21 protein-coding genes are annotated in these 23,019 nt (G+C 63.6%); 7 read left to right on the top strand and 14 right to left on the bottom strand.

The window, feature by feature from the left end; translation table 11 throughout:
- Positions 1–30: 30 nt before the first annotated feature.
- The 6 genes from ACFODV_RS02465 to ACFODV_RS02440 form a co-directional block, all read right to left on the bottom strand.
- Positions 31–1,149, bottom strand: coding sequence for a glycosyltransferase (locus tag ACFODV_RS02465; RefSeq protein ID WP_379754100.1), 1,119 nt, complete (start codon positions 1,147–1,149; stop codon positions 31–33).
- A gap of 125 nt (positions 1,150–1,274) precedes the next feature.
- Entirely contained in the window at positions 1,275–3,215 is a 1,941-nt protein-coding gene (locus tag ACFODV_RS02460) for an exoribonuclease II (protein ID WP_379754097.1), read from the bottom strand.
- Positions 3,216–3,393: 178 nt separating this feature from the next.
- On the bottom strand, positions 3,394–3,837 hold the full coding sequence (locus tag ACFODV_RS02455; protein WP_379754094.1) for a universal stress protein: 444 nt from the start codon (positions 3,835–3,837) through the stop codon (positions 3,394–3,396).
- Between the two features lie 100 nt (positions 3,838–3,937).
- Complete coding sequence (locus ACFODV_RS02450) at positions 3,938–4,987, bottom strand: TIGR01620 family protein (protein ID WP_379754091.1); 1,050 nt, start codon at positions 4,985–4,987, stop codon at positions 3,938–3,940.
- Positions 4,984–6,375 (bottom strand): YcjX family GTP-binding protein, encoded by a 1,392-nt coding sequence (locus ACFODV_RS02445; RefSeq protein ID WP_379754088.1) that lies wholly within the window; start codon positions 6,373–6,375, stop codon positions 4,984–4,986. Before ACFODV_RS02445 ends, ACFODV_RS02450 begins: the two co-directional genes overlap by 4 nt.
- A gap of 20 nt (positions 6,376–6,395) precedes the next feature.
- Complete coding sequence (locus ACFODV_RS02440) at positions 6,396–6,584, bottom strand: hypothetical protein (protein WP_379754085.1); 189 nt, start codon at positions 6,582–6,584, stop codon at positions 6,396–6,398.
- Positions 6,585–6,667: 83 nt separating this feature from the next.
- On the opposite strand from ACFODV_RS02440, the gene ACFODV_RS02435 reads away from it, so the two are divergent.
- Positions 6,668–7,219, top strand: coding sequence for a DUF924 family protein (locus ACFODV_RS02435; protein ID WP_379754082.1), 552 nt, complete (start codon positions 6,668–6,670; stop codon positions 7,217–7,219).
- Between the two features lie 113 nt (positions 7,220–7,332).
- A complete protein-coding gene (locus ACFODV_RS02430) occupies positions 7,333–7,575 on the top strand; it encodes a GlsB/YeaQ/YmgE family stress response membrane protein (RefSeq protein ID WP_379754306.1) in 243 nt (80 codons plus the stop codon).
- Between the two features lie 63 nt (positions 7,576–7,638).
- Here the strand turns inward: ACFODV_RS02430 and ACFODV_RS02425 are convergent, their stop codons facing one another.
- The 3 genes from ACFODV_RS02425 to ACFODV_RS02415 form a co-directional block, all read right to left on the bottom strand.
- Positions 7,639–8,244 carry a hypothetical protein gene (locus tag ACFODV_RS02425; protein WP_379754079.1) on the bottom strand — a complete coding sequence of 202 codons (606 nt, stop codon included), beginning with the start codon at positions 8,242–8,244 and terminating at the stop codon, positions 7,639–7,641.
- Between the two features lie 119 nt (positions 8,245–8,363).
- The gene (gene gabT / locus ACFODV_RS02420; protein ID WP_379754076.1) at positions 8,364–9,656 is read right to left on the bottom strand and encodes a 4-aminobutyrate--2-oxoglutarate transaminase; all 1,293 of its coding nucleotides are present in this window, start codon (positions 9,654–9,656) and stop codon (positions 8,364–8,366) included.
- A gap of 29 nt (positions 9,657–9,685) precedes the next feature.
- Complete coding sequence (locus ACFODV_RS02415) at positions 9,686–11,131, bottom strand: NAD-dependent succinate-semialdehyde dehydrogenase (RefSeq protein WP_379754073.1); 1,446 nt, start codon at positions 11,129–11,131, stop codon at positions 9,686–9,688.
- A 217-nt stretch (positions 11,132–11,348) separates the two neighbouring features.
- On the opposite strand from ACFODV_RS02415, the gene ACFODV_RS02410 reads away from it, so the two are divergent.
- The 4 genes from ACFODV_RS02410 to ACFODV_RS02395 all read left to right on the top strand — a co-directional run bounded on the left by ACFODV_RS02410 (position 11,349) and on the right by ACFODV_RS02395 (position 16,623).
- Entirely contained in the window at positions 11,349–13,814 is a 2,466-nt protein-coding gene (locus tag ACFODV_RS02410) for a DUF1266 domain-containing protein (protein ID WP_379754070.1), read from the top strand.
- A 375-nt stretch (positions 13,815–14,189) separates the two neighbouring features.
- On the top strand, positions 14,190–14,660 hold the full coding sequence (locus ACFODV_RS02405; RefSeq protein ID WP_379754067.1) for a C40 family peptidase: 471 nt from the start codon (positions 14,190–14,192) through the stop codon (positions 14,658–14,660).
- Between the two features lie 35 nt (positions 14,661–14,695).
- Entirely contained in the window at positions 14,696–15,880 is a 1,185-nt protein-coding gene (locus tag ACFODV_RS02400; RefSeq protein WP_379754064.1) for an MFS transporter, read from the top strand.
- 275 nt (positions 15,881–16,155) lie between these two features.
- Positions 16,156–16,623 (top strand): outer membrane lipoprotein, encoded by a 468-nt coding sequence (locus ACFODV_RS02395; RefSeq protein ID WP_379754061.1) that lies wholly within the window; start codon positions 16,156–16,158, stop codon positions 16,621–16,623.
- Positions 16,624–16,775: 152 nt separating this feature from the next.
- Here the strand turns inward: ACFODV_RS02395 and ACFODV_RS02390 are convergent, their stop codons facing one another.
- Entirely contained in the window at positions 16,776–17,057 is a 282-nt protein-coding gene (locus ACFODV_RS02390; protein WP_379754058.1) for a hypothetical protein, read from the bottom strand.
- Positions 17,058–17,313: 256 nt separating this feature from the next.
- On the opposite strand from ACFODV_RS02390, the gene ACFODV_RS02385 reads away from it, so the two are divergent.
- A complete protein-coding gene (locus ACFODV_RS02385) occupies positions 17,314–17,796 on the top strand; it encodes an FKBP-type peptidyl-prolyl cis-trans isomerase (protein ID WP_379754055.1) in 483 nt (160 codons plus the stop codon).
- 211 nt (positions 17,797–18,007) lie between these two features.
- Here the strand turns inward: ACFODV_RS02385 and ACFODV_RS02380 are convergent, their stop codons facing one another.
- The 4 genes from ACFODV_RS02380 to purB all read right to left on the bottom strand — a co-directional run bounded on the left by ACFODV_RS02380 (position 18,008) and on the right by purB (position 22,956).
- On the bottom strand, positions 18,008–19,603 hold the full coding sequence (locus tag ACFODV_RS02380; protein ID WP_379754051.1) for an isocitrate lyase: 1,596 nt from the start codon (positions 19,601–19,603) through the stop codon (positions 18,008–18,010).
- Positions 19,604–19,929: 326 nt separating this feature from the next.
- Entirely contained in the window at positions 19,930–20,367 is a 438-nt protein-coding gene (locus ACFODV_RS02375; RefSeq protein WP_379754048.1) for a GNAT family N-acetyltransferase, read from the bottom strand.
- Between the two features lie 37 nt (positions 20,368–20,404).
- A complete protein-coding gene (locus ACFODV_RS02370; RefSeq protein WP_379754045.1) occupies positions 20,405–21,589 on the bottom strand; it encodes a JmjC domain-containing protein in 1,185 nt (394 codons plus the stop codon).
- A gap of 2 nt (positions 21,590–21,591) precedes the next feature.
- Positions 21,592–22,956: an adenylosuccinate lyase gene (gene purB / locus ACFODV_RS02365; RefSeq protein WP_379754303.1), complete on the bottom strand. Its 1,365-nt coding sequence runs from the start codon at positions 22,954–22,956 to the stop codon at positions 21,592–21,594.
- Positions 22,957–23,019 lie beyond the last annotated feature (63 nt).

Below are 23,019 nucleotides of genomic sequence, written 5' to 3'. Positions count from 1 at the left end.
GGCCGCCACTGAGGCCATGGTCGGTTTGGATTAGCCGTTCTGTGGTATGGCATGGCGCTCACTGCCGTGACTCAGTTGCCGATAGTGTCCCATCAGGTCATCGATGACCCGCTCCCAGCCGAAGTGACGTTCGACATGCCGGCGGGCGTGGCGTCCCATGGCCGCTGGGTCGTTGAGGAACAGTTCTCGGGTTGCTCGTGCCATGTCGTCGGGATCTCGGGGCCGACAGAGGATGCCGGCACCCAGAGGAATATATTCTTTGAGAGCGCCGGCTCTGGCGGCGATCACCGGTACTCCGCACGCCATGGCCTCCTGGGCCACCAGGCCGAAAGTCTCGCGGGTACCGGCGTGCAGCATGGCATCGGCGCTGGCCAGGGTGGTGGCGACCTCGGTGGGAGGGCAGTAGCGGGAGACTACGCTGACGTTGTCCGGGACCCGGGTCGGCATCCCAGGCCCCATCAGCTGCAGATGATAGTTTGCTCCCAGCCTCCGCATGACCTCGAGCAGAACGTCGATATTTTTCTCGGGCGAGTGGCGACCGGCGAATACCAGCAGCCGCTGGTGATCGCCCAGCCCCAGACGTTGGCGGAGTCCCGGATCATGATGCCGTGGATGAAAGGCGTCGAGGTCAACGCCCAGCGGCTGTACGCGCAGGTTGCCAACGCCCCAGTCCGCCAGCCGTTCGGCCATGGCGGTGCAGGGCGCAAGCACGCTGTCGAAACGACCGTATAGATCTCCCACATAGCGTTGCAGGCGTTGACGGACACTGGCGCCGAAGCGATCGCCCATCAGTCTTGGCAGGTCGGAGTGAAAGAAGCCCACCGTAGGCACTCCCAGGGCCTGGCCGGCCTCCACGGCGGCCCAGGCGGTAACGTAAGGGTCCCCGGCCTCGATCAGGTCGGGCGCCATGGCCATCAGAGCATCTCGCCAGGGACGGCGGCGCAGCGGGAAGCGGTAGCCCTGGCCCAGTGGAATCCGCTGGGCGGGGAGGGTATGCACACCGCCCAGCGAGCCGCGTTCGGCGCCGGGGACCAGCAGGCTGGTGTGCACCCCGGCCCGGGCGGCCAGCACGCGATGCTTGGCCTCCAGATAGGTGCGCACTCCGCCACTGGCAGGCGCGTGGAACATGGTGACGTCGACAATATGCAAGGAGCCCTCCTGGCGCAGGTGTTTTCTGTCAGCCTAGGGCGTTTATGCGACAGTTCTGCGACAGCCGTAACGCGAGACGGCGACCCGAAGGTCGCCGTCCTGTGTTGCCCGTCCTAGCCGGAAGATCAGTCTATGGGACGTCCCACCAGCGAGCGAGTTTCTTCGCGTGCCTCGGTCAGTGCCACGCGGATAGGGTCGCCGAGTTTGAAGCGTTCCTCGCCCTCGATCTGAATGCGCCCCTCCTTGTCGTCGATCGCCACCTTGGTGCGGTCGCTGTGCATCATCGGAGCCGGGATGAAGGCGGTGGCGCCGTTGGCGATCAGTCGCACGCGCATGCCGCCGCGGTTGATGGCGATGATCTCGGCATCGAAGGCGTCTTGGGCCTCGGCGGCTGGGCTCAGGTAGCGCACATAGAGCCAGTCCTTCACATCGCGTTCGGCCATACGGTTGAGCCGGCGACGCTCGGTGAGCTGCTCGGTGAGCGCGAGGCTGGCCTCGGCGGGTGCCTGCTCGCCCTTTAGCACGCGCTTGATCAGGCGGTGGTTGACCATGTCGCCATACTTGCGGATCGGCGAGGTCCAGGTGGCGTAGGCGGACAGACCCAGGCCGAAGTGCGGGCCGGGTTTCGCCGACATGCTGGTGAAACCCTGGAAGCGGCGCAGGCGCACGTCGAGCCAGGCGTCATCGCGCCCCTCGAGCTCGCGCTTAAGCTCGGTATAGCGGGACAGCTCCGTGAGCTGCTCGCGCTCCACCTGGATATCCTGGCTGGCCAGGAACTCCTGAGCGGCCTCGGCCTTCTCGGGCTCAAAGGCGCGGTGGACGTTGAAGATGCCGTGGCCTACGTGCTCGGCGAGCAGGTGGGCGCAGCAGGCGTTGGCCGCAATCATCGACTCCTCGATCATGCGGTTGGCAATGCGCCGATGCTCGGTGCGGATATCCAATACGTTACCGGCCTCGTCCAGGTCGAAGACGAAGTCGGGGCTGTCCTTGAACACCAGGGCGTGCTCGGCGCGCCAGGCGCTGCGTGCCTCGGTCATGTCCCTCAGTGCCTTGAGCTGATCAGCGATCTCATCCGCCGGGGACCAGTCTCCCTGGCCTTCCAGCCAGTCGGAAATGCGGTCGTAGGCGAGCTTGGCATGGGACGTCGCGGTGGCAGCAAAGAAGCGATAGTCGCCGAGGCTGCCGTCGGCGTGCACGGTGAGAGTGCAGGCCAGCACCGGGCGTTCCTTGCCTTCCCACAACGAGCAGAGGTCGTCGGCCAGCTGCTCAGGCAGCATGGTGATGTTCTGGCCAGGCAGGTAGACGGTAAAGGCGCGGATACGCGCTTCAAGATCGGCCGCATGACCTTCTTCCACGTAGGCGGTGGGGTCGGCGATAGCCACGCTCAGATCCCAACCGCCGTCCTCGCGGGATACGATGCGCAGGGCATCGTCCATGTCGCGGGTCTTCTCGCCATCGATGGTGAAGAAGGGCTCGGCGTTGAGGTCCTCGCGGGTGAGTCCCTCATCGAGCAGCGGCCAGTCGTCACCGGCGTCCGGACACTCCTGCTCCAGGGCATGGCGAGCGAGAGTGACGCGCCAAGGAACGGCGGGGTCGTCGGCCTTGGCCACCAATTCGTCGATCTGGACGAGGAAGCCGCGGTCGTCTGTCTTGAGGGGGTGGCGTACCAGGCGAGCAACGATCCAGTCGGCGTCGCCGATGGTGGCTTCATCCAGACTGCGCTTGATGCGCGCCTTGAGCGAGTTTTTGATCAGGGGGTGGTCGGGCACCACGGCCAGTCTGCCCTCGCGCTTCTGCACGCGGGCAACGAAACGGTCGAGACCCTGCTCGATCAGGGTGTCGGGCTCGACGCGCTTCTTGTCTCCCTCCTCGTGAAGCACGGCCCCGACGCGATCGCCGTGCAATACCTGCTTCATGGCGGGAGGCGGCACAAAGTAAGACTCGCCCTCATCGGTCTCGAGGAAGCCGAAGCCTTTTTGAGTGGCTTTGATCACCCCCTCGACACGGGGGGTGCTGGAGCGAATCTGTTGCTTGAGTTGGGCAAGCAGGGAGTTGTTCTGCAGCATGATCACAAACGTGTGGCGGGGGTAGGGGAGCTACTATACGGACTCCCGCGGCGTGCGCCAAACGCGGCGGGCGCTGTCCAAGGCAAATCAGTGACTTGAGAGGTGCAAGCGCTCCTTGCCTGGCATGAACGACGACGGCGCCCGCGGGCGCCGTCGACATGAAACGGACAGAATAGAATTAGCGCACGGTGATCACGGTGCACTCGGCGGCATGGGATACCTTGTGGGAGACGCTGCCGACCACGAAGCCTTGAAGGTCACTGAGGCCGCGGCTGCCCATGACGATGGCATCGATGCCGCGCTTGCGTGCCTCGCTCAGGATGGTGCGGGCCGGGTCGCCCTGGCCGATCACGGTCTCGATGTCGGTAGCTCCTTGCTCGCGGGCTGCCTCGGTGGCGCGGCTGATTACCTGTTTGCCGGCCTCCTCGCGCTCTTCTCGGCTGGCCTCGATGGCGATGGCGCCGATGCCCCACACCAGGGTGGTCTCGTGGGCGAGCTCTTCCGGGATATGCACCAGATGAAGAGTGCAAGCCTCTTCTTGACGGGCGAGCTGGCAGGCCACGGAGAGAGCCTTTTGTGCGTGCTCGGAACCATCGACCGGAACCAGGATGGAGGTGAACATAAGCAGACTCCTTGTATCAGGTGGGGATGATTTGAGCCTAGCGGGTTTCGACGCCAAGGTCATGCACCCCGAGCCCGGGCGTGGAGAATGTTGATCTCCCTCAAGTGCGGCGTTCGCCATCCGCCTCTAGCCGGCGCAATTGCTGCCAAAGCTCTCGGCGCAGGTCGCCCAGGCGGGGCAGGCTCTCATCCGGGAATGGCAGCGGGCGTGTGAGCCGCTGAGTTCTTAGCCCCAGCCTTGCGCTGAGAAGGCCGACCCCCATGCCCTGGGCGGCTCGGGTCGATAACCGCCCGGCAAGATTCATGGAAAGCATTTCCATGCCGGTGTCGCCGGCCATCTCGGTGGCGCCGGCAAAAGCCATCTGGTGAAGCACGCTGCGCAGCAAACGAATTCTCCCCGGGTAGTTGAGCTCCAGTCCGTAGAGGCGACAAAGGCGGTCGATCATCGCCAGGCTGCGCCAGGCCACCAGCATCATGTCAACCAGAGTGAGCGGACTGACCGCCACCATGATCGCCGTCTCGCCTGACATCCGTGAAATGAGACGACTCGCCTCGCGGTCACGGGGAGCCAGCAGGTGGTGGTCGAGCAGCAGTTGGATGTCACGGCCATCGTGGTGCGCCTGGCGAGCGGCCAGGAAACCCTGCCAGTGGGGGTGGTCGTCATCCAGGGCGAGGCAGCGGCGCAGTGATTCGGCGGTGGCGTGAGCCTCTCCCGAGGCTGCCTCGGGCAGCGCCTCGAGACGATCGCGAAGCCGGTCGTGGCGGCGCAGTCGCCGCAGCCGCCAAAGCTCTCGGGCCAGGGCCGAGCCGCCCAGCGCCAGGGCCAGCAGGAGCAGCAAGCTCCAGGCGCCGGCCAGCCAGTTGCCGCCCAGGCTAGCGGCATAGAGGGTGCTGGCGGCCTCCACTGCGCCAAGACCCAAGGTGCCACTCAGCAGGGCGAGAAGCCCCCAGCGGCGACGGCGTGGCCGGGCCAGGCTGGCTTCCAGAGCCTGTTCGCCGACTCTTGCATCTTCGTCGGCCAGAGGGCGGCTGGTCAGCTCTGCGTCGAAGGTCTCGGTGGGTCGCGGGTCAGGGGAGGAAGAAGGAGTTTCGGCCTCTACGGCCTTGGCTGAAAAACGCTGGCCGGGACGTGGGTCGCGGGTCTGGTTCATTGCAGCTTGTCTCCGATCAGCCAGTCCAGGGCCGTATCCATGCGAATATGGGGCAGAGCGCCGCCTTCCATGGGGAGTGGCCTAAAGCTCGGATAGGAAAAGCCCTGGCGGGCCCAAAAGGCCGAGTCGGGCAGGCGCTCGGGAACCTCGCCGGGATACAGCAGCATCGGTTCGCCGTCGAGTCCTGTGGCGCGCAGGGCAGGAGTGCGCTGGCCGCGATGCTCCACTTCTCGGGCCTCGCTAGCGCGGATCGCCGCCAACGACAGGGCGCGCACCGGCACGCTGGCGAAGCGCAAATCCTTGAGAGGGTCGGCCAGCAGCGCCTCGAGCAGTGCCACTAGCCGCGGGTGCTGTTCCGGGGTGACATGGTCGGCCTTGGTGGCGGCGATGGCCAGTCGATCGATGCGCGGTGCGAAAAGCCGCGACAACAGGCTTCGCTTGCCGTAGTCGAAGCTCTGCATCAGGTTGGCCAGCGCCCGTGAAAGATCCTCGAAGCGCTCCGGACCGGCATTTAATGCGCCGAGCAGGTCCACCAACACGATTTGGCGGTCGAAGCGGCGGAAGTGGTCGCGGTAAAAAGGCTTCACGATGTGCTTCTGATAGTGGTGGAAGCGCCGCGCCAGGGTGGCATAGTTGCTCTCTGGTGGCAGGGCCGCCAGAGCGGCCGGGTCGGCCTCGGACAAGCCGGGCAGGGGGAAGAACTGCAGCACCGGGGCGCCGGCGAGATCTCCAGGCAGAAGGAAACGTCCCGGCTGGAGATCGGCAAAGCCCGCCTCCCGGGCAGCGCGCAGCCCCTCGGCGTAGCGCTCCGCAATCTCTGCCAAGTCGGCCTCGTCAGCTTCCTTGGCGGGGTCCAGGCTGTCCACGGACGCGTGCCAGGAGGCGAAGTGGGTACGCCGCTGCTCACCTGCCAGTGCTTGTTGGCTGCGGCACCAACTGAGGTAGTTGTGGGCCAGCAACGGCAGATCAAGAAGCCACTCGCCCGGGTAATCGAAGAGGTCCAGGGTCAGTTGACGTGTCTCTCCGGCAAACCAGCCACGCTTCGCCGGCCGGTAGCGCAGTACCAGGCGTAGCTCACTGATGCCGTGGGTGGGTTCAGGCCAGCGTGGCGGCGTCTCGGCGAGTGCCGACATGGCCTGATCATAGGGAAAGCGAGGTACGCTCAGGTCCTGCTGACTGACCCGTCGGGCCCCCAGCAGCCGACCTTGCCGTGCCGCAGGCAGCAGGTCGAGCCTTGCTTCCAGGCCGGCATGGCGAAGCTGATTGACCAGTGACGTCAGGAAGGCCGTTTTGCCGGAACGGGACAGACCCGTCACCGCCAGCCGCAGTTGGCGATCGCGACCGCGCTCGAGAAGATCGTGGAGTTCGTAAGCCAGCGGCTGGCGCATGGGCAGAGTCTCCTCGGCGCTCAGCGGGGGCCGGCGAACATGGCGTAGAGAAGCGGACTCGCGGCGATCAGGAACCCAGCCCCGGCCATCAGGTAGCCGGGTAGTTGATGTCGGGTGCGGTTGGCCAGAGTGAGGCCGCCGATGCAGACCACCATACCCACCAGGTTGAAGGTAAAGGAGGCCATTTCCATAAAGTTCTGGGGCGACATTCGCACTCCTCAGGTTGCCGTGGTCTCTACAGGATGGTATCAGGTGTCGGGGTGTCTCCGCAGGGCCGATAGGGAGTAAACGTATGGCCAGGTTGCCTGATGCCGAGGTGGTGATCCGCTTCTGGTTTGATGAGCTGGAGCCGGCCCAGTGGTTTCGCAAGGATCCCGAACTGGATGCCGTCGTGTCGGCGCGATTTGGCGAGCTACTCGAGGCCGCTGGTCGTGGCGAGCTTTGGTCGTGGCGGCTATCAGCGCGAGGCCGGTTAGCCGAGGTGATTGTGCTCGACCAGTTTTCGCGAAATATCCACCGGGATACGCCGATGGCCTTCGCCCGAGACCCGGTGGCGCTGGTGCTGGCCCAGGAAGCTGTGGCGAGCCGCATTGACCGCCACCTGGACGTTCCGTGGCGTGCCTTCCTCTATATGCCCTGGATGCACAGCGAGTCTCTTGCGATCCACGACGAGGCGCTGGGGCTCTTTGACCAGCCGGGGCTCGAGGAGCAGCTGCGCCACGAGCACCGCCACCGCGATATCATCGCCCGCTTCGGGCGCTACCCGCATCGCAATGTCATACTAGACCGGACCTCTACGCTTGAGGAACAGGCCTTTCTTGAACAGCCGGGCTCATCGTTCTGAGGTGATTTTTTACCTGACTTCGAACCCTTTGGCGTCGAGTGGTTCGGGGTCAATCTATGATTGCCAATATTGCCAACATTGCCAATATTGCCAATATTGCCAAGGAGAACGTCATGGGACTGATTGCCTGGTTGATCATCGGTGGTCTGGCAGGCTGGATTGCCGGCCACATCATGCGAGGAGGCGGCTTCGGCATCCTCGGCAATATCGGTGTCGGGGTGGTGGGCGCGGTAATCGGCGGGTTCCTGTTCAGCCTGCTGGGACTGCAGGCCGGCGGTTTCGTCGGTTCACTGGTGACTGCCATTGTCGGCGCGGTGTTGCTGCTCTGGGTCATCGCCAAGGTGCGCAAGGCTTAGCCTCTGCTCGCCGTGATGCTTAAGGTGCCCGGCTAACGTCGGGCGCCTTCGTTTTGGCAGGCTTCAATGCCCTGAATGGCGAGGCAGGATGCGTCGGTAGCGATCCAGCGCACGATCCAGCCAGGCGCCGCTGAGTTCCACCTCCTCGCGCCGGGCAGGTACCTTCAGCGAGAGAAGGAAAACGCCAGGGGTAGCGGCATTGCCGGTCGTCAATCGCCGGGCCAGGGCATCGGGCAGGTGTTGCGGTTGGCGCCAGGTGAGGCGCAGGGCGTGCTGGTCGATCAGGTACTGCAGACGGGCGGTATCCTTTAGCACTGACACGGCACCAACGGCAACCCCCCGAGAAAGGCTTTCCAGGGTGCGATAGGCAGGAGCGCCGGCGGCCCGGCAGGCGTGGGCACCTTCCACAAAGCATCTCGCGCGCTCCTCTACGGCCTCGGGCCAGCGGCCGCCGGCGAGGCGTGCCCGGGTCGCGGGGTAGGCCAGGATGATGGTCACGGCGGGGGTGCCGTCGGCCAGGGCGGTTGCCGGTCCGCTGACGGCGCCGTGATGAAGTTCGCCACGCAGCCAACGGTAATCGCAGGCCTGCTGAACGGTGGCCTGGGCATCCTTGGCGGTGTGGCTCGCGCCCTGAAGGGAACGTAGCAGGGAAAGTGTTCGCAGAATCACGCGGTTGTCTCTCGGTTGACGCCGCTATCTTCCCGGGTTGGTAATGTGCTGGCAAGAGGGCGAAACGAGAACCGCCCGGCACAGGGCCGGGCGGTAAGGTCACGCGCGCGAGACGTCTATCAGGCGGTGGCGGGCTGGCCCACCAGTTCCTTGAGAGATTCCTCGACGATGGCCAGACCCTCTTCCAGGATCTCGTCCTCGATGGTGACGGGCATCAGGAAGCGAATGGTGTTGCCGAAGAGGCCACAGGAGAGGAGCACAAGGCCCTTCTCGCGAGCGCGCTTGCAGAGCGCTGCGGCCAGGTCGGCATTCGGCGTGTGGTTGGCCTTGTCGGAGACGAGGTCCAGCGCCGCCATCGAGCCGAGGTGGCGGCCGTTGTCCACGCAGTCGAAGTCTTGCTGCCACTGAGCGAAGCGCTTGCCCAGTTTCTCGCCCAGCGCCATGCTCCTCTCGAGGATATTCTCCTCTTCGAACACCTCGAGCACGGCCAGGGTGGCGGCGCAGGAGACCGGGCTGCCAGTGTAGGTGCCGCCCAGCGAGTTGGGGCCGGAAGCGTCCATGTGCACGTCGGTGCCCACAATGGCGGAGATCGGCATGCCGTCAGCCATGCTCTTGGCCATGGTGATGATGTCGGGCTCGACGCCGCTGTGCTCGATGGCGAACATCTTGCCGGTGCGACCGAAGCCTGACTGCACCTCGTCGGCGATCATCAGCATGCCGTGCTCGTCGCAGATCTCGCGGATGGCTTTGAGAAAGCTGGCCGAGGCGGGATAGAAGCCGCCTTCGCCGAGTACCGGCTCGATCACGATGGCGGCAGTGTCGCGGGGGTTGGCATCGGTCTTGAGCGTCATCTTCAGACCGCGCAGGGCTTCGTCTTCGCTGACGCCGTGGTAGGGCACCGGGTAGGGGGCGCGGAAGACGTTGCCCGGCATGCTGCCGAAGTCACCGGCGTAGGGAGCCACCTTGCCGTTCATGGCCATGGTCATGAAGGTACGGCCATGGTAGCCGCCATCGAAGCAGATCACGTTGTTCTTGCCGGTGGCGGCGCGGGCGATCTTGACGGCGTTCTCCAGGGCTTCGGCGCCGGAGTTGGCCAGCATCACCTTGGCATGACCGCGCACCGGGGTGACCTGGCTAAGCTTCTCAGCCACCTTCACGTAGCCTTCATAGGGCATCACGGTCTGGCAGGTATGCATCACCTTGTCCAGCTGTGCCTTGACGGCTTCTACCACCTTGGGGTGGCGATGACCGATATTGAGCACGCCGATGCCGCCGGCGAAGTCGATGATGCGATTGCCGTCGGCGTCCCAGATCACGGCATTCTCGGCACGATCGGCGAACTGGGTGGCCGGGCTTGCTGCGCCATTGGCGACGTAGCGTTTCTTGAGTTCGTTGAGTTCAGCGTTAGTCATGATGCCTCCTGTTGAATAGTCGGCGACGCTCACAGGCCGCCGATACACACGTATTTTAGCTCAGTGAATTCATCCAGGCCGTGGTGGGATCCCTCGCGCCCCAGGCCGGACTCCTTGACACCGCCGAAAGGAGCCAGCTCAGTAGAGAGTATCCCTTCATTAACTGCCACCATGCCATATTCCAGGCCTTCCATCACGTTCCAGATGCGACGATAGTCGCGGGCATAGAAGTAGGCGGCCAGGCCAAACTCGGTGGCATTGGCCATGGCAATGGCTTGTTCATCCGTCTCGAAGCGGAATATCGGCGCCAGGGGCCCGAAGGTTTCCTCCCTGGCAACCCGCATCTCTTCGGTAACATCGGCAATCACGGTGGGTTCGAAGAAGGTCCCACCCAGGGCGTGCGGTTTTCCGCCGCACACCAAGCGTCCGCCCTTTTCGAGGGCATCGGCAATGTGTGACTCGATCTTCGCGACTGCCGCGGCGTTGATCAATGGACCCTGCAGCACACCCTCCTCGAGACCGCTCCCGACCTTGAGCTCGGCGACTCGAGCGGCCAGTTTCTCGACGAAGACATCGTATACCCCGGCTTGGACAAGCAGGCGGTTGGTACAGACGCAGGTCTGGCCGGAGTTCCGGTACTTGGAGGCCACGGCGCCCTCGACGGCCGCGTCCAGGTCTGCGTCGTCGAAGACGATAAAGGGGGCATTGCCGCCCAGCTCCATGGAGGCCTTCTTGACGGTGCCGGCACACTGGGCCAGCAACATCTTGCCCACTGGCGTCGAGCCGGTGAAGGAAACTTTTCGGACTCGCGGGTCGGTAGTCAGTACTTCGCCAATCGCGGCCGGCCGACTAGCGGTGACGACGTTAATTACCCCGGCGGGGAAGCCAACCAGCTCTGCCAGTCGTGCCACAGCCAGGGCGGTGAGCGGGGTGGCCTCGGCGGGCTTGATCACCACTGGACAGCCGGCGGCCAGGGCGGGGGCACACTTGCGGGTAATCATCGCCAGCGGGAAGTTCCACGGGGTGATGGCGGCCACCACCCCGATAGGCTCGCGGAACACCAGGATTCGCTTATCGACACCATGGCTCGGCAGAGTCTCACCCGCCACGCGCTTGGCCTCCTCGGCGTAGAACTCCACGAAGGAGGCGCCATAGGCCACCTCGCCTCGAGACTCCGCCAGCGGCTTTCCCTGTTCCAATGTCATCAGCCTGGCGAGCTCCTCCTGGTGTGCCATGATGGCGTCGTACCAGGCTCGTAACAGGCCGGCCCGTTCCTTGGCGGTACGTTTTTTCCAGGCCGGCCAGGCGGCCTCGGCGGCGGCCACGGCGTCTCGAGCGTCATCGGCGGTCAGGTCGGGGACCTCGGCCAATGTCTCGCCGCTGGCGGGGTCGGTCACGGCGAATTTAGCCTCGGCATCACGCCATTCGCCGGCGATGAAGGCCTTGGGGATCAGAATGTCAGGCAGAAGCGGCATGGTGTCTCCGTGGGAATTGTCGTCATATTTTACGCAGTGTGCATTATTTGAAACGTCTCGCCAAGCCTGGGCATTGAGCTTCTCGCTTTGGAATCGAACTAAAAGGAGAGGCTCGACCCATCGGCGGCGGCCTTGCTTTCCGCTACACTATTGCGCCTGATGATGACGCCGAATTTGCCGACGCCCCCTGCCTTACTGACTGATGCCGAGGTGAGCCTTGATCGATCCTCTTAATGCCTGGTGGGCCCAGCAGCTGGTGCTGTGTGATTGGGCCTTCGACCCAGACCCGCTGAGCGTGGAAGCGCAGGCCGCCCTGGTGCGCCTGCAGGGGTTGGGTGTAGCGGATCGCGGCGAGCTTGGCTGGCGCCTGGTGGAGTCCTTTGGCGCGGGCGGAAGCATGGCCGATCCGGCCCGCCTGCTGGCGGCCCTGGAACTGGTCGCACTGGCCGGCGGTGCCGGTTGGCTAGACGAGACCACGAGCCGCGCCTGGGCCCATCGCCTGGCCGGCGAGATCAGCGCTCATCACAGCGATCTTGACGCCTGGTTGGCGGCTCTTCGCAGAGCGCGCAGCGCCGATGGCTGGATACATGGAGACGATGGTTTCTCCGAGGCCTGCGAAGCATTGGCGGCCCTCGAATATGAGGGTCACGGCATCACCTGGGAACGCCTCGGTGAATGGTTGGCGATACATGATGATCTGCCGCCGCTGTGGCCCGCTGAGGAAGGGGCCCAGGTGTGGCGCCTGCGTGCCGGCTTCGCGCCAGTGATGGTGGTGCCCGCTGATGAGCAGGACTGGTCTGGCCTCACGGATTGGCTGGCCGATGATTGGCAGATCCGGGGCCGCGACGAACTGCTTCGCGTTCTGCTGTGGCTAGGGGCCCAGGGGGATCGCCAGGGGTGGGATCTGGACGCGACGCGGCTGCTTGGGAGCGACCCGGCAAGTCGCTATGCCTGGCTCAACAATCTCGACCACGGCGAGCAGCGCTATGGCCGGGTGCTGCTCGAGCTTGTCGAGCATGGCGAGCCGCTTGAGTGGGCTGCCTGGGACTGGCTGAGGCTGGTGGATCTGGCCTGGGCGGGGGCCTGCCTTGGCTGGCTCAGCGGCCGCGAGGCCATCGATTTTGCCCTGCATGGCGCCGATCTGGTGTTGCATCGCTACAGCGACTGGGCGGCTCTGGCCCGGGCCTATCAGCGCGGTAGAAGTCTTTTCGAGGGGCGCAATCTGTTACCCGCCTTCGAGGCCGACTGGCGGCTCCTGCGGCAGTCGCCGATAAGCCCCTGGCGGCCTGCGCTGCAGGGGCTGGTGGGGCATGACCTGTTGGAGCGTTCTCAGCGAGCTATACGGTCCTGGCGGTCCGATCCTCGGCACTGGGTGCTGGCCCTGGCTGCGGTGCGTGAGCCCGAGCTGGCCTCGCGGCAGGGGCCCGTGGGCCCGGTGTCTGCAGCGCGGCGCGACGATGCCCGCGAGTACCTGGCCGAGACCCTTGATCTGCATTCTGACGAGGGGGTCGAGGCGCTTTCTCGCTACTGGCTGCCGGCCCAGGCGCACCACCTCAACCAATTGGCGGCGGATGCCGCCCATGGTGCCCTCCCGCCTGTTGAGACCTCCTTTGGCCATGCCGATCCGACAGGATTGGTCCAGCGCGATGGCTTGCGTCGTGGCAGTCGTCATGCGGCCACCATTCACATGGCTGAGAAGTACGCCTTTTATCTGCAAATGGCCATGGACAGCGAGGGTTTCGATGCCGAGGGGCTGGCATCGCTGGCCGATGCCCTGCGTGCCTCCCTATGCCGTTTCTATCCAGATGTTCGTCGCCTGATGGAGGCCTGGGCAAGCTGGGAGACACTGCTACCCGAGGAGGAGCAGCCGTCCCTGGCATTGGAAATTCGCTGGCATCAAGAGGACCCCGGCAGTCTGCTCCACTGGCTCGACTGGCGTGTTGGCGAATGGCAGGAACCTGGCCCCCGGCCCAGCCTGAGCGTTTTTACTTCTATGGCGCTGGTGGGGCCACTGAACAGCCCGGCCTGGAGCCTGCCCCACCTTGAGAGCGAGCGCGAGTGCGTATCGATTCGCGAATGGATCGACGGCCACTATGGACTCCAGGAGGCCGGGGAACTGGGCGAGTTCTTGGAGTTTCTGCTCGAATCCGGTGATCGGCAGGAGTATCTCATCAACTACGCGCCCTACACCCTCAACGTTGCCCGGCTTGGCTCCGAGATCGCTACCCTGGAGTCCGGCGAGTGCAGCGATGAGGAGCGCACTCACCTGCTGCGCCTGCAGCGGGTGCGAGACAACGAAGACGCCTGCAATGAGACCGATATGGCCGCTTGGGACGTGGCTCAGGTGGTGGATCTGGCCATCGCTGCCCGCCAACTTGGCTGGCTGGAGGAAGGCGCTTTCGTAGCGGTGCTTGAGCGCGCCCACGGCCTGGCGGCTGCCCACTACTCGGGGTGGGAGGCCTATGCCCGAGGACTTTACGCCGGCTTTTCCTTCTTTATGGGCGAGACTCCGGAGAGAGAGAGCTTTCTTGCCGGTTTTCGCCAGGCGCTGATCGCTTGGCTGACCGCCGCTCCGCCCTTGGTGGGTCCCTGGGCGAGTCTGGAGTTTCCCGGGGCACATCCCCGCCACTGGGCGCCGATGCATGTCGACACTCTACCGGGGGATTCGCGCACCCTGCACTGATGCTTGCGGCAAGACTCGCCACCCGCTCGAGGCTAGTTTATAGTCATTGCGTCTACTACGAGGCTCCACCTGTCGGGAGCCATGTTACACAGCGAGCCGCCGACAGGCCGCTCTGGCAGTGATACCGGGTGACGGCACCACTTCCACAGCGATGAATCCCTCGTATCGCGTTTTTGGGCGTGCGGGGGGCGACTCCGGATAGAGGTCACCGCTGGAATGGACGTCACTTCGTCGTGCCGCTCACTGGGTGTTGTTTTGTCGCTGGCGCTTCTGGCCGGCTGCGCATCCGCGCCTCGCGATGTCGCGTCACGCGACGCAGATGAGGCCTACTTCGCTCGCCAGCTTCCCGGGTTATCTAGCGGCTGGGAGCGGGAAATGTCTCCCGTAGACAACCCCATCATTGAGGCGCGCAGCCTGGGCAATCCTCCTCCCGCATTGATCCAGCAAGCCCTGCTGGCGCAGCATGAACGCTGGGTTGGTACTCCCTACCGCATCGGCGGCACCTCCTTCCAGGGGGTGGATTGTTCGGCGCTGGTGCAGAATGTTTTTGAAGAAACCTTCCGTGTCTCGCTGCCCCGCACCACCGGAGGGCAGGTCAATCAAGGGCAGCCAGTGTCGCGTGGCGATCTCGCGCCAGGTGATCTGGTCTTCTTCCGTCCGCCTGGACGCTATGACCATGTGGGGATCTATCTGGGTGAGGGTCGCTTCATGCATGCTTCCAGCTCCCGCGGGGTGATGATATCTCGCCTCGAAAACCGCTACTGGAAGCGCCACTACTGGCAGGCGCGTCGAACCCTGGAGCCTACCCATCTGGCCGAGCGGGCGCTGGCCGGCGGACAGGGCTGATTCGCGCCGCCCATTCAACGACGAGCACCGATACCATGATCCAGGCTCGGACCCGCGCCTGGTGGAGAGCCACTATCGCGCTGAGCCTGGGCTCCTTCCTGGTGTTCATCAATCTTTACGCCCCCCAACCGCTGCTGCCCGAACTGCGAGAGGCCTACGGCGTCTCGACTCTGGCAGTGGGGCTTGTGATGTCCGTCGCGACCCTGGCCCTTGCCGCTTCTCTGCTGGTCTTCGGGCCTCTGTCGGATGCCATCGGCCGTGCCGCCATCATGCGCCTTACGCTGCTGACGGCTGGCGTGCTATCTCTTGGACTGGCGCTGGCGCCCAGTTTCGAGGCATTGCTGGTCCTGCGTGGAGTGCAGGGCTTCGTGCTGGGAGGGCTGCCCGCGGTGGCCATCGCATGGATGGGAGACGAATTCGAGCCTTCGGCGATGCTGCCGGCGGTCGGGCTTTATATCGGCGCCAACTCCCTGGGCGGCATCAGCGGCCGCGTAGTAGGGGGGGCAGTGGGTGAGGTGGCCGGAAGCTCGGCCAGTTTCCTGACCGTCGGGGCGATCACCCTGGTGGGACTGGCCGTGTTCTGGAAACTGCTGCCGGTGTCCAGAGGGTTCACTCCCCGCCCCTTCGAGCTGCGAGGTGCGCTGGCTGATCTTGTCGGGCACTTGCGCAACCCGCTTCTGCTGGCTGCCTACCTGCTGGGCGGGCTCAACTTCCTGATCTTCATCAACCAGTACAGCTACCTGACTTTTCGCCTGGCCCAGGCGCCCTTTGGGCTAGGGCCGAGCGTGCTGGGATTGATCTTTCTGACCTACCTTGGGGGAACCCTGGGTTCATCGCTCTCGGGGAGATTGGCGAGGCGCCTGTCACCCCCCGCCTGCATGGTGCTGGGCATCCTGATCTTGATGGGCGGGACCCTGGTTACCCTGGCGGGGTCGCTGGCGCTGATCGTGCTGGGGCTGACCATCAACTCCTTTGGTTTTTTTCTGGCGCACGCCATGGTCTCGAGCTGGGTGGGCCGCCACGCTGGGCAGGCAAGAGGCAGTGCCTCTGCGCTCTATCTGGTCTTTTATTACAGTGGTGCAAGCCTTGGCGCCTTCTGGCTGGAGCCGTTCTGGCAGACCGGCGCCTGGCCTGGGGTGGTGGTAGGCTCTTGGCTGGTGCTGGGTATTACCCTGGGGGTTGCTGTCTGGCTCTGGCGGCGACAAGAATCGGTTGGCTGAAGCCGAGCAGGGGGTGAGACTCTTCGAAAATGGATGGTCCGACCGGCGAGTTGAACCTGCTCGACGGTACAGCCAGAGCAGGACTTTCACATTCCTTTAGCGATTCAGGTCTAGAATGAGGCCTATAGGGTCAAACTCCAATTGGAGAGGCATCAGAAGTTTGATGTTGAATCTAGTTACAAAACAGTGTTCACTAACACGACGATCTCACGTGGCTTTTACGGGGCCTGCACAGGCCTGTCTTGGTCCGACAGCTTTTTCTCAGGAGGTTTTTCATGAAGCGACTTCTTCCCATACTTGCCATCGGTGCCCTGACGCTGGCCGGCTGCGCCAACACGGCTCCTTACGGCGGTAATGTCTATACCGGCAGCCAGGCAGGCTCCGCTCAGACCGTCACCTTCGGCACCATCGAGGCCATTCGCGTGGTACAGATCCAGGCCGACAGCCGTGCAGGAGGGATCATCGGCACCGGTGGCGGTGCCGTGATCGGTGGCCTGTTGGGTCGTCAGGTAGGTGGAGGCTCCGGCCGTGACCTGGCCACTGCTGCCGGTGTGATCGGCGGCGCTGTGGGCGGCTCGCGCATTGAGGAGGCTGCCAACCGAGTTGACGCCCTTGAGATGGAAATTCGTCGCGATGATGGCCAGCGGGTAGTGGTCGTGCAGAAGGCCGATCAGCGCTTTCAGACTGGCCAGCGTGTGCGCTTGATCGGTAGCGGTGCCAACGTGACGGTCGCTCCATACTGAGCTGCTGAGTGATCACGTTATTTATCGCCAGATTTTGAGTGTTCAGGTCTCAGGTCTCAGGTCTTCAAGATTATTTGGCTTGAAAGCAGAAGGCCCGTGGAGCTATCCACGGGCCTTCTGCGTTCAAGGATCTTTATTGCGCCTAGGGTGGCTCAGTGCAGATCAACCTTGTTCATTGCCCAGCCGGCGAGCTTCCACCCAATCAGACCGATGATCACGGCCAGTAACACGGTGAGCAGGATATCCACGGGGCGAACCAGCACGGTGGCCCCGAGGACGGCTAGGGAAAGCCCCCACAGGATGCGATTGTCGCCGTGGCTCTTGAGCAGACCGGGAAGCGCGCGATCAAGCGACGGACTGACGCTATCCCAGCGAGTGAAGGTGAGAAAGAAAATCGCCACGAAGGCGATTAGCCAGATCACAATTTGGGTCATGGGCGGATCTCCATGCAAGGGGTGGGAGTCAGGGATAAAAGTTGCCGGCTAGGTTAGCCGCGCCGGCACTCCGGCGCAACCGTCCATAGGTCAACCTATTGCCGAATGCTTCTTGCCTGATCTCTCCTGCTTCAGGCCTGGTGCGTGAAGACCTTTCAGGATCACAAACCAGATCCTGAAAATCTTCCATGCCCCTGTCAGCCATCCTTTTCACGCGTTACCATGCCGGGACATGTACACACTGAAAGGTTAATTAATGTTGATTGCGCAAAACTCCGTTGTCGCGTTCCACTACACCCTGACCAACGATACAGGTGAAGTGCTGGACAGCTCGGAAGGCCGCGAGCCTCTGACCTATCTCCACGGCGCCGGCAACATTATCCCGGGCCTCGAAAAGGAACTGGAAGGTCGTCAGGCCGGTGACAAACTCAGCGCCGTGGTCGAGCCGGGAGAAGGCTATGGCGAGAAGCAGGAACAGTTGGTTCAGGAAGTTCCTCGCGATGCGTTCCAAGGCGTGGAGGGCATTGAGCCGGGCATGCAGTTTCAGGCTCAGACCCAGGGCGGCCCGCTGATGGTCACGGTGACCAGCGTGGAGGGTGACACCGTCACCGTCGATGGTAATCACCCCCTGGCCGGTCAGATCCTCAATTTCGACGTCGAGATTGCCTCGGTGCGGGAAGCCAGTGAAGAAGAGCTCGAACATGGCCATGTCCATGGCGAAGGCGGCCACCAACACTGAACGGTGTTTGGCAGCTGGCAGTAAAAGCAGCGGTCACTGAAAGAAGGGGCAGTCAATGGCTGCCCCTTCTTTTTTTGTCTCAAAAGACACCCTGGGCCGAAGGGTTCCTGGTTCATACAATTGGTGCACAACACTGGCGCACAAAAAAGGGGAGGCAATCGCCTCCCCAAGCTCCAGTATTACTTGATTGCCATCGTCAGCCGACCTGGGATCAACCGAACTGATTCATGGTGTTGTCCTTGCCACCGGCCTTGAGTGCCGCCTCGCCGTGGAAGAACTCCTTGTGGTCGTCACCGATGTTGGAGCCGGCCATGTCCTGATGCCTGACGGTGGCGATGCCCTCACGGATCTCGCGGCGCTGAACGCCTTCCACATAGGCCAGCATGCCCTGGTCGCCGAAGTATCCCTTGGCCAGGCTATCGGTGGACAGGGCCGCGGTGTGGTAGGTCGGCAGGGTGATCAGGTGGTGGAAGATGCCGGCCTCGCGAGCGCCATCGCGCTGGAAGTTGCGGGTCCACTCGTCGGCCAGCTGACCCAGTTCGGTGTCGTCGTACTCGGCGCTCATCAGCTTGGCGCGCTCGTAGGCCGACACGTCCTTTCCTTCCTTCTCCCAGGCGTCGAACACCTGCTGGCGGAAGTTAAGGGTCCAGTTGAAGGACGGCGAGTTGTTGTAGACCAGCTTAGCGTCAGGGCATACCTCGCGGATGCGGTTGACCATGGCGGCGATCTGGCCGACATGAGGCTTTTCGGTTTCGATCCACAGCAGGTCGGCGCCATTCTGCAGGCTGGTGATGCAGTCCAGCACCACACGGTCCTCACCGGTGCCCGGCTTGAATTGGAACAGGCCGGAAGCCAGGCGCTTTACCTTGACCAGCTTGCCATTCTGCTTGATGACCACGTCGCCGTTGTCGATGTCGGAGGCGCTGACGATCTCGTCGCCATCCAGGAAGCTGTTGTACTGGTCGCCCAGGTCGCCCGGTTCGTTGGTTACGGCGATCTTCTGGGTCAGGCCGGCACCCAGGGAGTCGGTACGGGCGACGATGACGCCGTCTTCGACCCCGAGTTCCAGGAAGGCATAGCGGACGGCGTTGATCTTGGCCAGGAAGTCCTCATGGGGCACGGTGACCTTGCCGTCCTGGTGACCGCACTGTTTTTCGTCGGAGACCTGATTCTCTATCTGGATGCAGCAGGCACCGGCTTCGATCATCTGCTTGGCCAGCAAGTAGGTCGCCTCAGCGTTGCCGAAACCGGCATCGATGTCGGCGATGATCGGTACCACGTGGGTCTCGTGGTTGTCGATCTTGGCGATCAGTTCATCGGCGCGGGCGTTGTCGCCAGCCTTCTGGGCATCTTCCAGGTCGCGGAACAGGTGGTTCAGCTCCCATGCATCGGCCTGGCGCAGGAAGGTGTAGAGCTCGCCGATCAGGCCCGATACGGTAGTCTTCTCGTGCATGGACTGATCTGGCAGGGGACCGAACTCGCTGCGCAATGCGGCGACCATCCAGCCCGAGAGGTAAAGGTAGCGGCGCTTGGTGGTGCCGAAGTGTTTCTTGATGGAAATCAGCTTCTGCTGGCCGATGAAGCCGTGCCAGCAGCCCAGGGACTGGGTGTACTGGGCGGTGTCAGCATCATAGGCAGCCATGTCATCGCGCATGATCTTTGCGGTGTACTTGGCGATGTCCAGTCCGGTCTTGAAACGGTTCTGGGCACGCATGCGGGCAGCGTTCTCGGGGCTGATGGCTGCCCACTTACCGCGCTGAGCCTCGCGAAGGTTGGTCAGTGCCTTGATATCGTCCTGGTATGACATGGGCCGTTCTCCTCGGATCTGGTCGTTGGTTTGCCGGTAGCGGCTTATGCTGCACCTGCGAAGTGAGTTCAGGTTCGTTCATCGCCGCCGGCTTGTCTCTGCGGCCTTGGTCGAACTCGGACAATTTTGAAACGAATGCAAGAAAGTGGCCGCACGGCCAATGTGAAACAGTCGTTTTTCTTTTGCCATGGCGAGCACTATGGCCCATGGCCATGGGCTTCAACAATGGGCTCTTAGGGGGAGGAGGCGTTGTAACTCGACTACAGGAAGGGTCAAAAGGGGCCTGGTCGTGTAGTCGTTTTTCGCTCTGAGGCGGCGTGAAGGGGTCAGGCTTCGATGAGCTCGAGGCGCATATTGCGATGCGGAATACCGGCGTCGAGAAACTCGTCACCGAAGGCCGTGAAGCCCAGGCGCTCGTAGAAGGTCAGGGCGTGGGTCTGGGCGGCGAGCTCCACGGCGGGATAGTTCTCGCGGCGAGCGGTTTCGATGGCGGCCAACATCAGCGCCGCGCCTATTCCCGAGTCGCGGGCCTCGGCCAGCACCGCTACCCGCCCGATATGGGCGTCTGGCAACAATCGCGCGGTGCCCACCGGCGCGCCGTCCAACAGTGCCAGGAAGTGGCGGCAGTCGTCGTCGCGGCCGTCCCACTCCTCTGCGACAGGGACCCGCTGTTCCTCGATGAAGACAACCCGGCGAATCTCACTGGCGGACTCGCCGAGGGCCTCCCAGCCGCCTTCATGGATGGTCAGAGTGATTTTGGTCATTTCTGCTGCCTCTCTGGAGCCTGGGGCGGGTGCAGCGTCATGTCGATGACTCATCGAACTCGCCTTCCCAGGTCAGACTGCCGGCGTCGAGCAGGGCGGCCAGCAGTTCAGCGGCGCCGTCGTCTTCAAGCAGCTTCGCATCCAGCGGCATGTCGCCGGCGAGCGCACGGGCCAGCGTCGGCGGGCATTCGGCGCCGTCGCCATCGGCGAACAGCGTAGCGCGCGCTTCATCCAGAGCTCGCCAGGCGAAGCGTGAGCCGGGGCTGCGCATCAGCGTCTCACCGGCGTGAAGCGCCGTTACAAGCTCGGCGGGATCGGTGGGTTGCTCGTTGGGCACCAGCTGGTCGGCATACTTTGGCTGGGTCATCACCCGGCCAAACCACTGGGCCAGCTGGGCGGGGTCGTCAAGGGTCTCGAGAATCAGTCCACGCATACGCTCTACGGCGTTGTCGTCAATCTCAGTGGGATCCTCCGAGGGGGGCATGCCGGCATCGGAGTACCGCCTGGAGGAGGGCAGCTGCTCGCCAAGGTAGTCGGCATAGGAGGTGATGGCTTCGTCCGCGGAGGGCGCGCGGAAGCCTACCGACAGGGTCAGGCAGTCGTCGGACTGACTGACGCCGTGGTGGGACCAGCCGGGAGGCAGGTAGAGCATGTCGCCCGGCTCAAGCACCCAGTCGTCGTCATTTTCCACCGCGAATTGCCCAAGGATGCGCAGGTCGATGCCGTCGAGGATGGGGACGTCGTCTGCGACCTTGCCGCCCAGCTGCCAGCGGCGCTGACCGCTGCCCTGAAGCAGGAAGACGTCGTACTGGTCGACATGGGGGCCGACGCTGCCGCCCGGCGGGGCGTAGCTGATCATGATGTCGTCAAGGCGCCAAGGCGGCAGGAAATCGAAGGCCTTGAGCAGTTCGGCCACCTCGGGCACATAGTGGTCCACGGCCTGGACCAGCAGTGTCCAGTCCTGCTCGGGGAGTCTGGCGAAGGTACGCTCGTTGAAGGGGCCGTGGCTGACCTGCCAGGGACCACGCTTGCCATGCTCCTCCACCAGGCGCGACTCGATGCCCTCCTCGCAGGCGAGTCCCGCGAGCTCATCGGGGTCCAGCGGGCATTCGAAATCGGGAAAAGCGCCGCGTATCAGGAGCGGCTTCTGTTGCCAGTAGTCGCCCAGGAACTCGGCGGCGGTCAGACCGCCGAGCATGGGTAGCGGGGTGTTGAAAGGCATACTCATAGCTTTCCTGCCTGGGCGTGGGCGTTCCCGATATAGGTCGCCGGGCTCAATGCCTTCAGTTCCTGTTTCACTGGGTTGGGCAGTTCCAAGGTGTCGATAAAGGCGGCAAAGCCAGCCTGGTCGATGCGCTTGCCGCGGGTCAGTTCCTTGAGCTTCTCATAGGGCTTCTCGATGCCGTAGCGGCGCATCACGGTCTGGATCGGCTCGGCGAGCACCTCCCAGCTGGCGTCGAGATCCTCGGCGATGCGCGCCGGATTGGCTTCGAGTTTGCCGATGCCCTTGAGCGACGCCTCGTAGGCGATCAGCCCATAGGCCAGGCCTACGCCCAGGTTGCGTAGCACCGTGGAGTCCGTGAGGTCGCGTTGCCAGCGCGAGATCGGCAGCTTCTGGGCCAGATGGCCGAGGATGGCATTGGCGAGCCCCAGGTTGCCCTCGGAGTTCTCGAAGTCGATGGGGTTGACCTTGTGCGGCATGGTCGAAGAGCCTATCTCGCCCTCGACGGTCCCCTGCTTGAAATAGCCCAGCGAGATGTAGCCCCAGACGTCGCGATCGAAGTCGATCAGAATGGTGTTGAAGCGACAGATGGCATCGAACAGTTCGGCGATGTAGTCGTGTGGCTCGATCTGGGTGGTGTAGGGGTTGAAGGTCAGCCCTAGGCCCTCAACGAAGGTGCGGGCGTTGTTCTCCCAGTCCACCTCCGGGTAGGTCGCGAGATGGGCGTTGTAGTTGCCTACCGCACCGTTGATCTTGCCAAGGATCTCCACCCTTTCGATCTGCTTCAACTGGCGACGCAGGCGGTAGGCGACATTGGCCATCTCCTTGCCCAGGGTGGTGGGGCTCGCGGTCTGACCGTGGGTGCGCGATAGCATCGGCAGCGCTGCATGTTCATGGGCCAGGGCGGCGATGTCGTCGGCCACTCGCTGCATCACCGGCAGCAGGCTCTTCAGGCCATCGGTGAGCATTACGCCATGAGAGAGGTTGTTGATGTCCTCACTGGTGCAGGCGAAATGCACGAACTCGCTGATGGCATGCAGCTCTGGCTGATCGGCAATCTGCTCCTTGAGAAAGTACTCCACCGCCTTGACGTCATGGTTGGTGGTCCGCTCGATCTCCTTGATACGCTCCGCGTGTTCCAGGGAGAAGCTGCGGATCAGCGTTTCCAGGAAGGCGGTGGCCTCGGCGGAGAGCGGCGGTACCTCGGTAACCCCGATAAGCTCGGCGAGTCGCTGGAGCCAGCGAATCTCGACGATCACGCGTGCTCGGATCAGGCCGAACTCACTGAAGTGTTCGCGCAGGGCGGCAGCCTTGCCGCCGTAGCGGCCGTCGACGGGGGAGAGGGCGGTGAGAGCGGAGAGGGGCAGGGCGTGCATGATTGGGGTTCCGGGTCGGTGACAATGGTAATGGATAAGGGACCGAGTGTGGCG

The sequence above is a fragment of the Halomonas tibetensis genome (assembly GCF_042643535.1).
Classification (GTDB): domain Bacteria; phylum Pseudomonadota; class Gammaproteobacteria; order Pseudomonadales; family Halomonadaceae; genus Halomonas; species Halomonas tibetensis.
Note: the sequence above shows the minus strand (reverse complement) of the source record. Positions and strands in the feature narration are given on the sequence as shown.

What these genes read in the sequence shown, in the direction of transcription:
- ACFODV_RS02460 (WP_379754097.1), bottom strand. Translation starts at nt 3,215, where the DNA reads ATGCTGCAGAACAACTCCCTGCTTGCCCAACTCAAGCAACAGATTCGC.
- ACFODV_RS02455 (WP_379754094.1), bottom strand. Translation starts at nt 3,837, where the DNA reads ATGTTCACCTCCATCCTGGTTCCGGTCGATGGTTCCGAGCACGCACAA.
- ACFODV_RS02450 (WP_379754091.1), bottom strand. Translation starts at nt 4,987, where the DNA reads ATGAACCAGACCCGCGACCCACGTCCCGGCCAGCGTTTTTCAGCCAAG.
- ACFODV_RS02445 (WP_379754088.1), bottom strand. Translation starts at nt 6,375, where the DNA reads ATGCGCCAGCCGCTGGCTTACGAACTCCACGATCTTCTCGAGCGCGGT.
- ACFODV_RS02440 (WP_379754085.1), bottom strand. Translation starts at nt 6,584, where the DNA reads ATGTCGCCCCAGAACTTTATGGAAATGGCCTCCTTTACCTTCAACCTG.
- ACFODV_RS02435 (WP_379754082.1), top strand. Translation starts at nt 6,668, where the DNA reads ATGGCCAGGTTGCCTGATGCCGAGGTGGTGATCCGCTTCTGGTTTGAT.
- ACFODV_RS02430 (WP_379754306.1), top strand. Translation starts at nt 7,333, where the DNA reads ATGGGACTGATTGCCTGGTTGATCATCGGTGGTCTGGCAGGCTGGATT.
- gabT (WP_379754076.1), bottom strand. Translation starts at nt 9,656, where the DNA reads ATGACTAACGCTGAACTCAACGAACTCAAGAAACGCTACGTCGCCAAT.
- ACFODV_RS02415 (WP_379754073.1), bottom strand. Translation starts at nt 11,131, where the DNA reads ATGCCGCTTCTGCCTGACATTCTGATCCCCAAGGCCTTCATCGCCGGC.
- ACFODV_RS02405 (WP_379754067.1), top strand. Translation starts at nt 14,190, where the DNA reads ATGTCTCCCGTAGACAACCCCATCATTGAGGCGCGCAGCCTGGGCAAT.
- ACFODV_RS02400 (WP_379754064.1), top strand. Translation starts at nt 14,696, where the DNA reads ATGATCCAGGCTCGGACCCGCGCCTGGTGGAGAGCCACTATCGCGCTG.
- ACFODV_RS02395 (WP_379754061.1), top strand. Translation starts at nt 16,156, where the DNA reads ATGAAGCGACTTCTTCCCATACTTGCCATCGGTGCCCTGACGCTGGCC.
- ACFODV_RS02390 (WP_379754058.1), bottom strand. Translation starts at nt 17,057, where the DNA reads ATGACCCAAATTGTGATCTGGCTAATCGCCTTCGTGGCGATTTTCTTT.
- ACFODV_RS02385 (WP_379754055.1), top strand. Translation starts at nt 17,314, where the DNA reads ATGTTGATTGCGCAAAACTCCGTTGTCGCGTTCCACTACACCCTGACC.
- ACFODV_RS02380 (WP_379754051.1), bottom strand. Translation starts at nt 19,603, where the DNA reads ATGTCATACCAGGACGATATCAAGGCACTGACCAACCTTCGCGAGGCT.
- ACFODV_RS02375 (WP_379754048.1), bottom strand. Translation starts at nt 20,367, where the DNA reads ATGACCAAAATCACTCTGACCATCCATGAAGGCGGCTGGGAGGCCCTC.
- ACFODV_RS02370 (WP_379754045.1), bottom strand. Translation starts at nt 21,589, where the DNA reads ATGCCTTTCAACACCCCGCTACCCATGCTCGGCGGTCTGACCGCCGCC.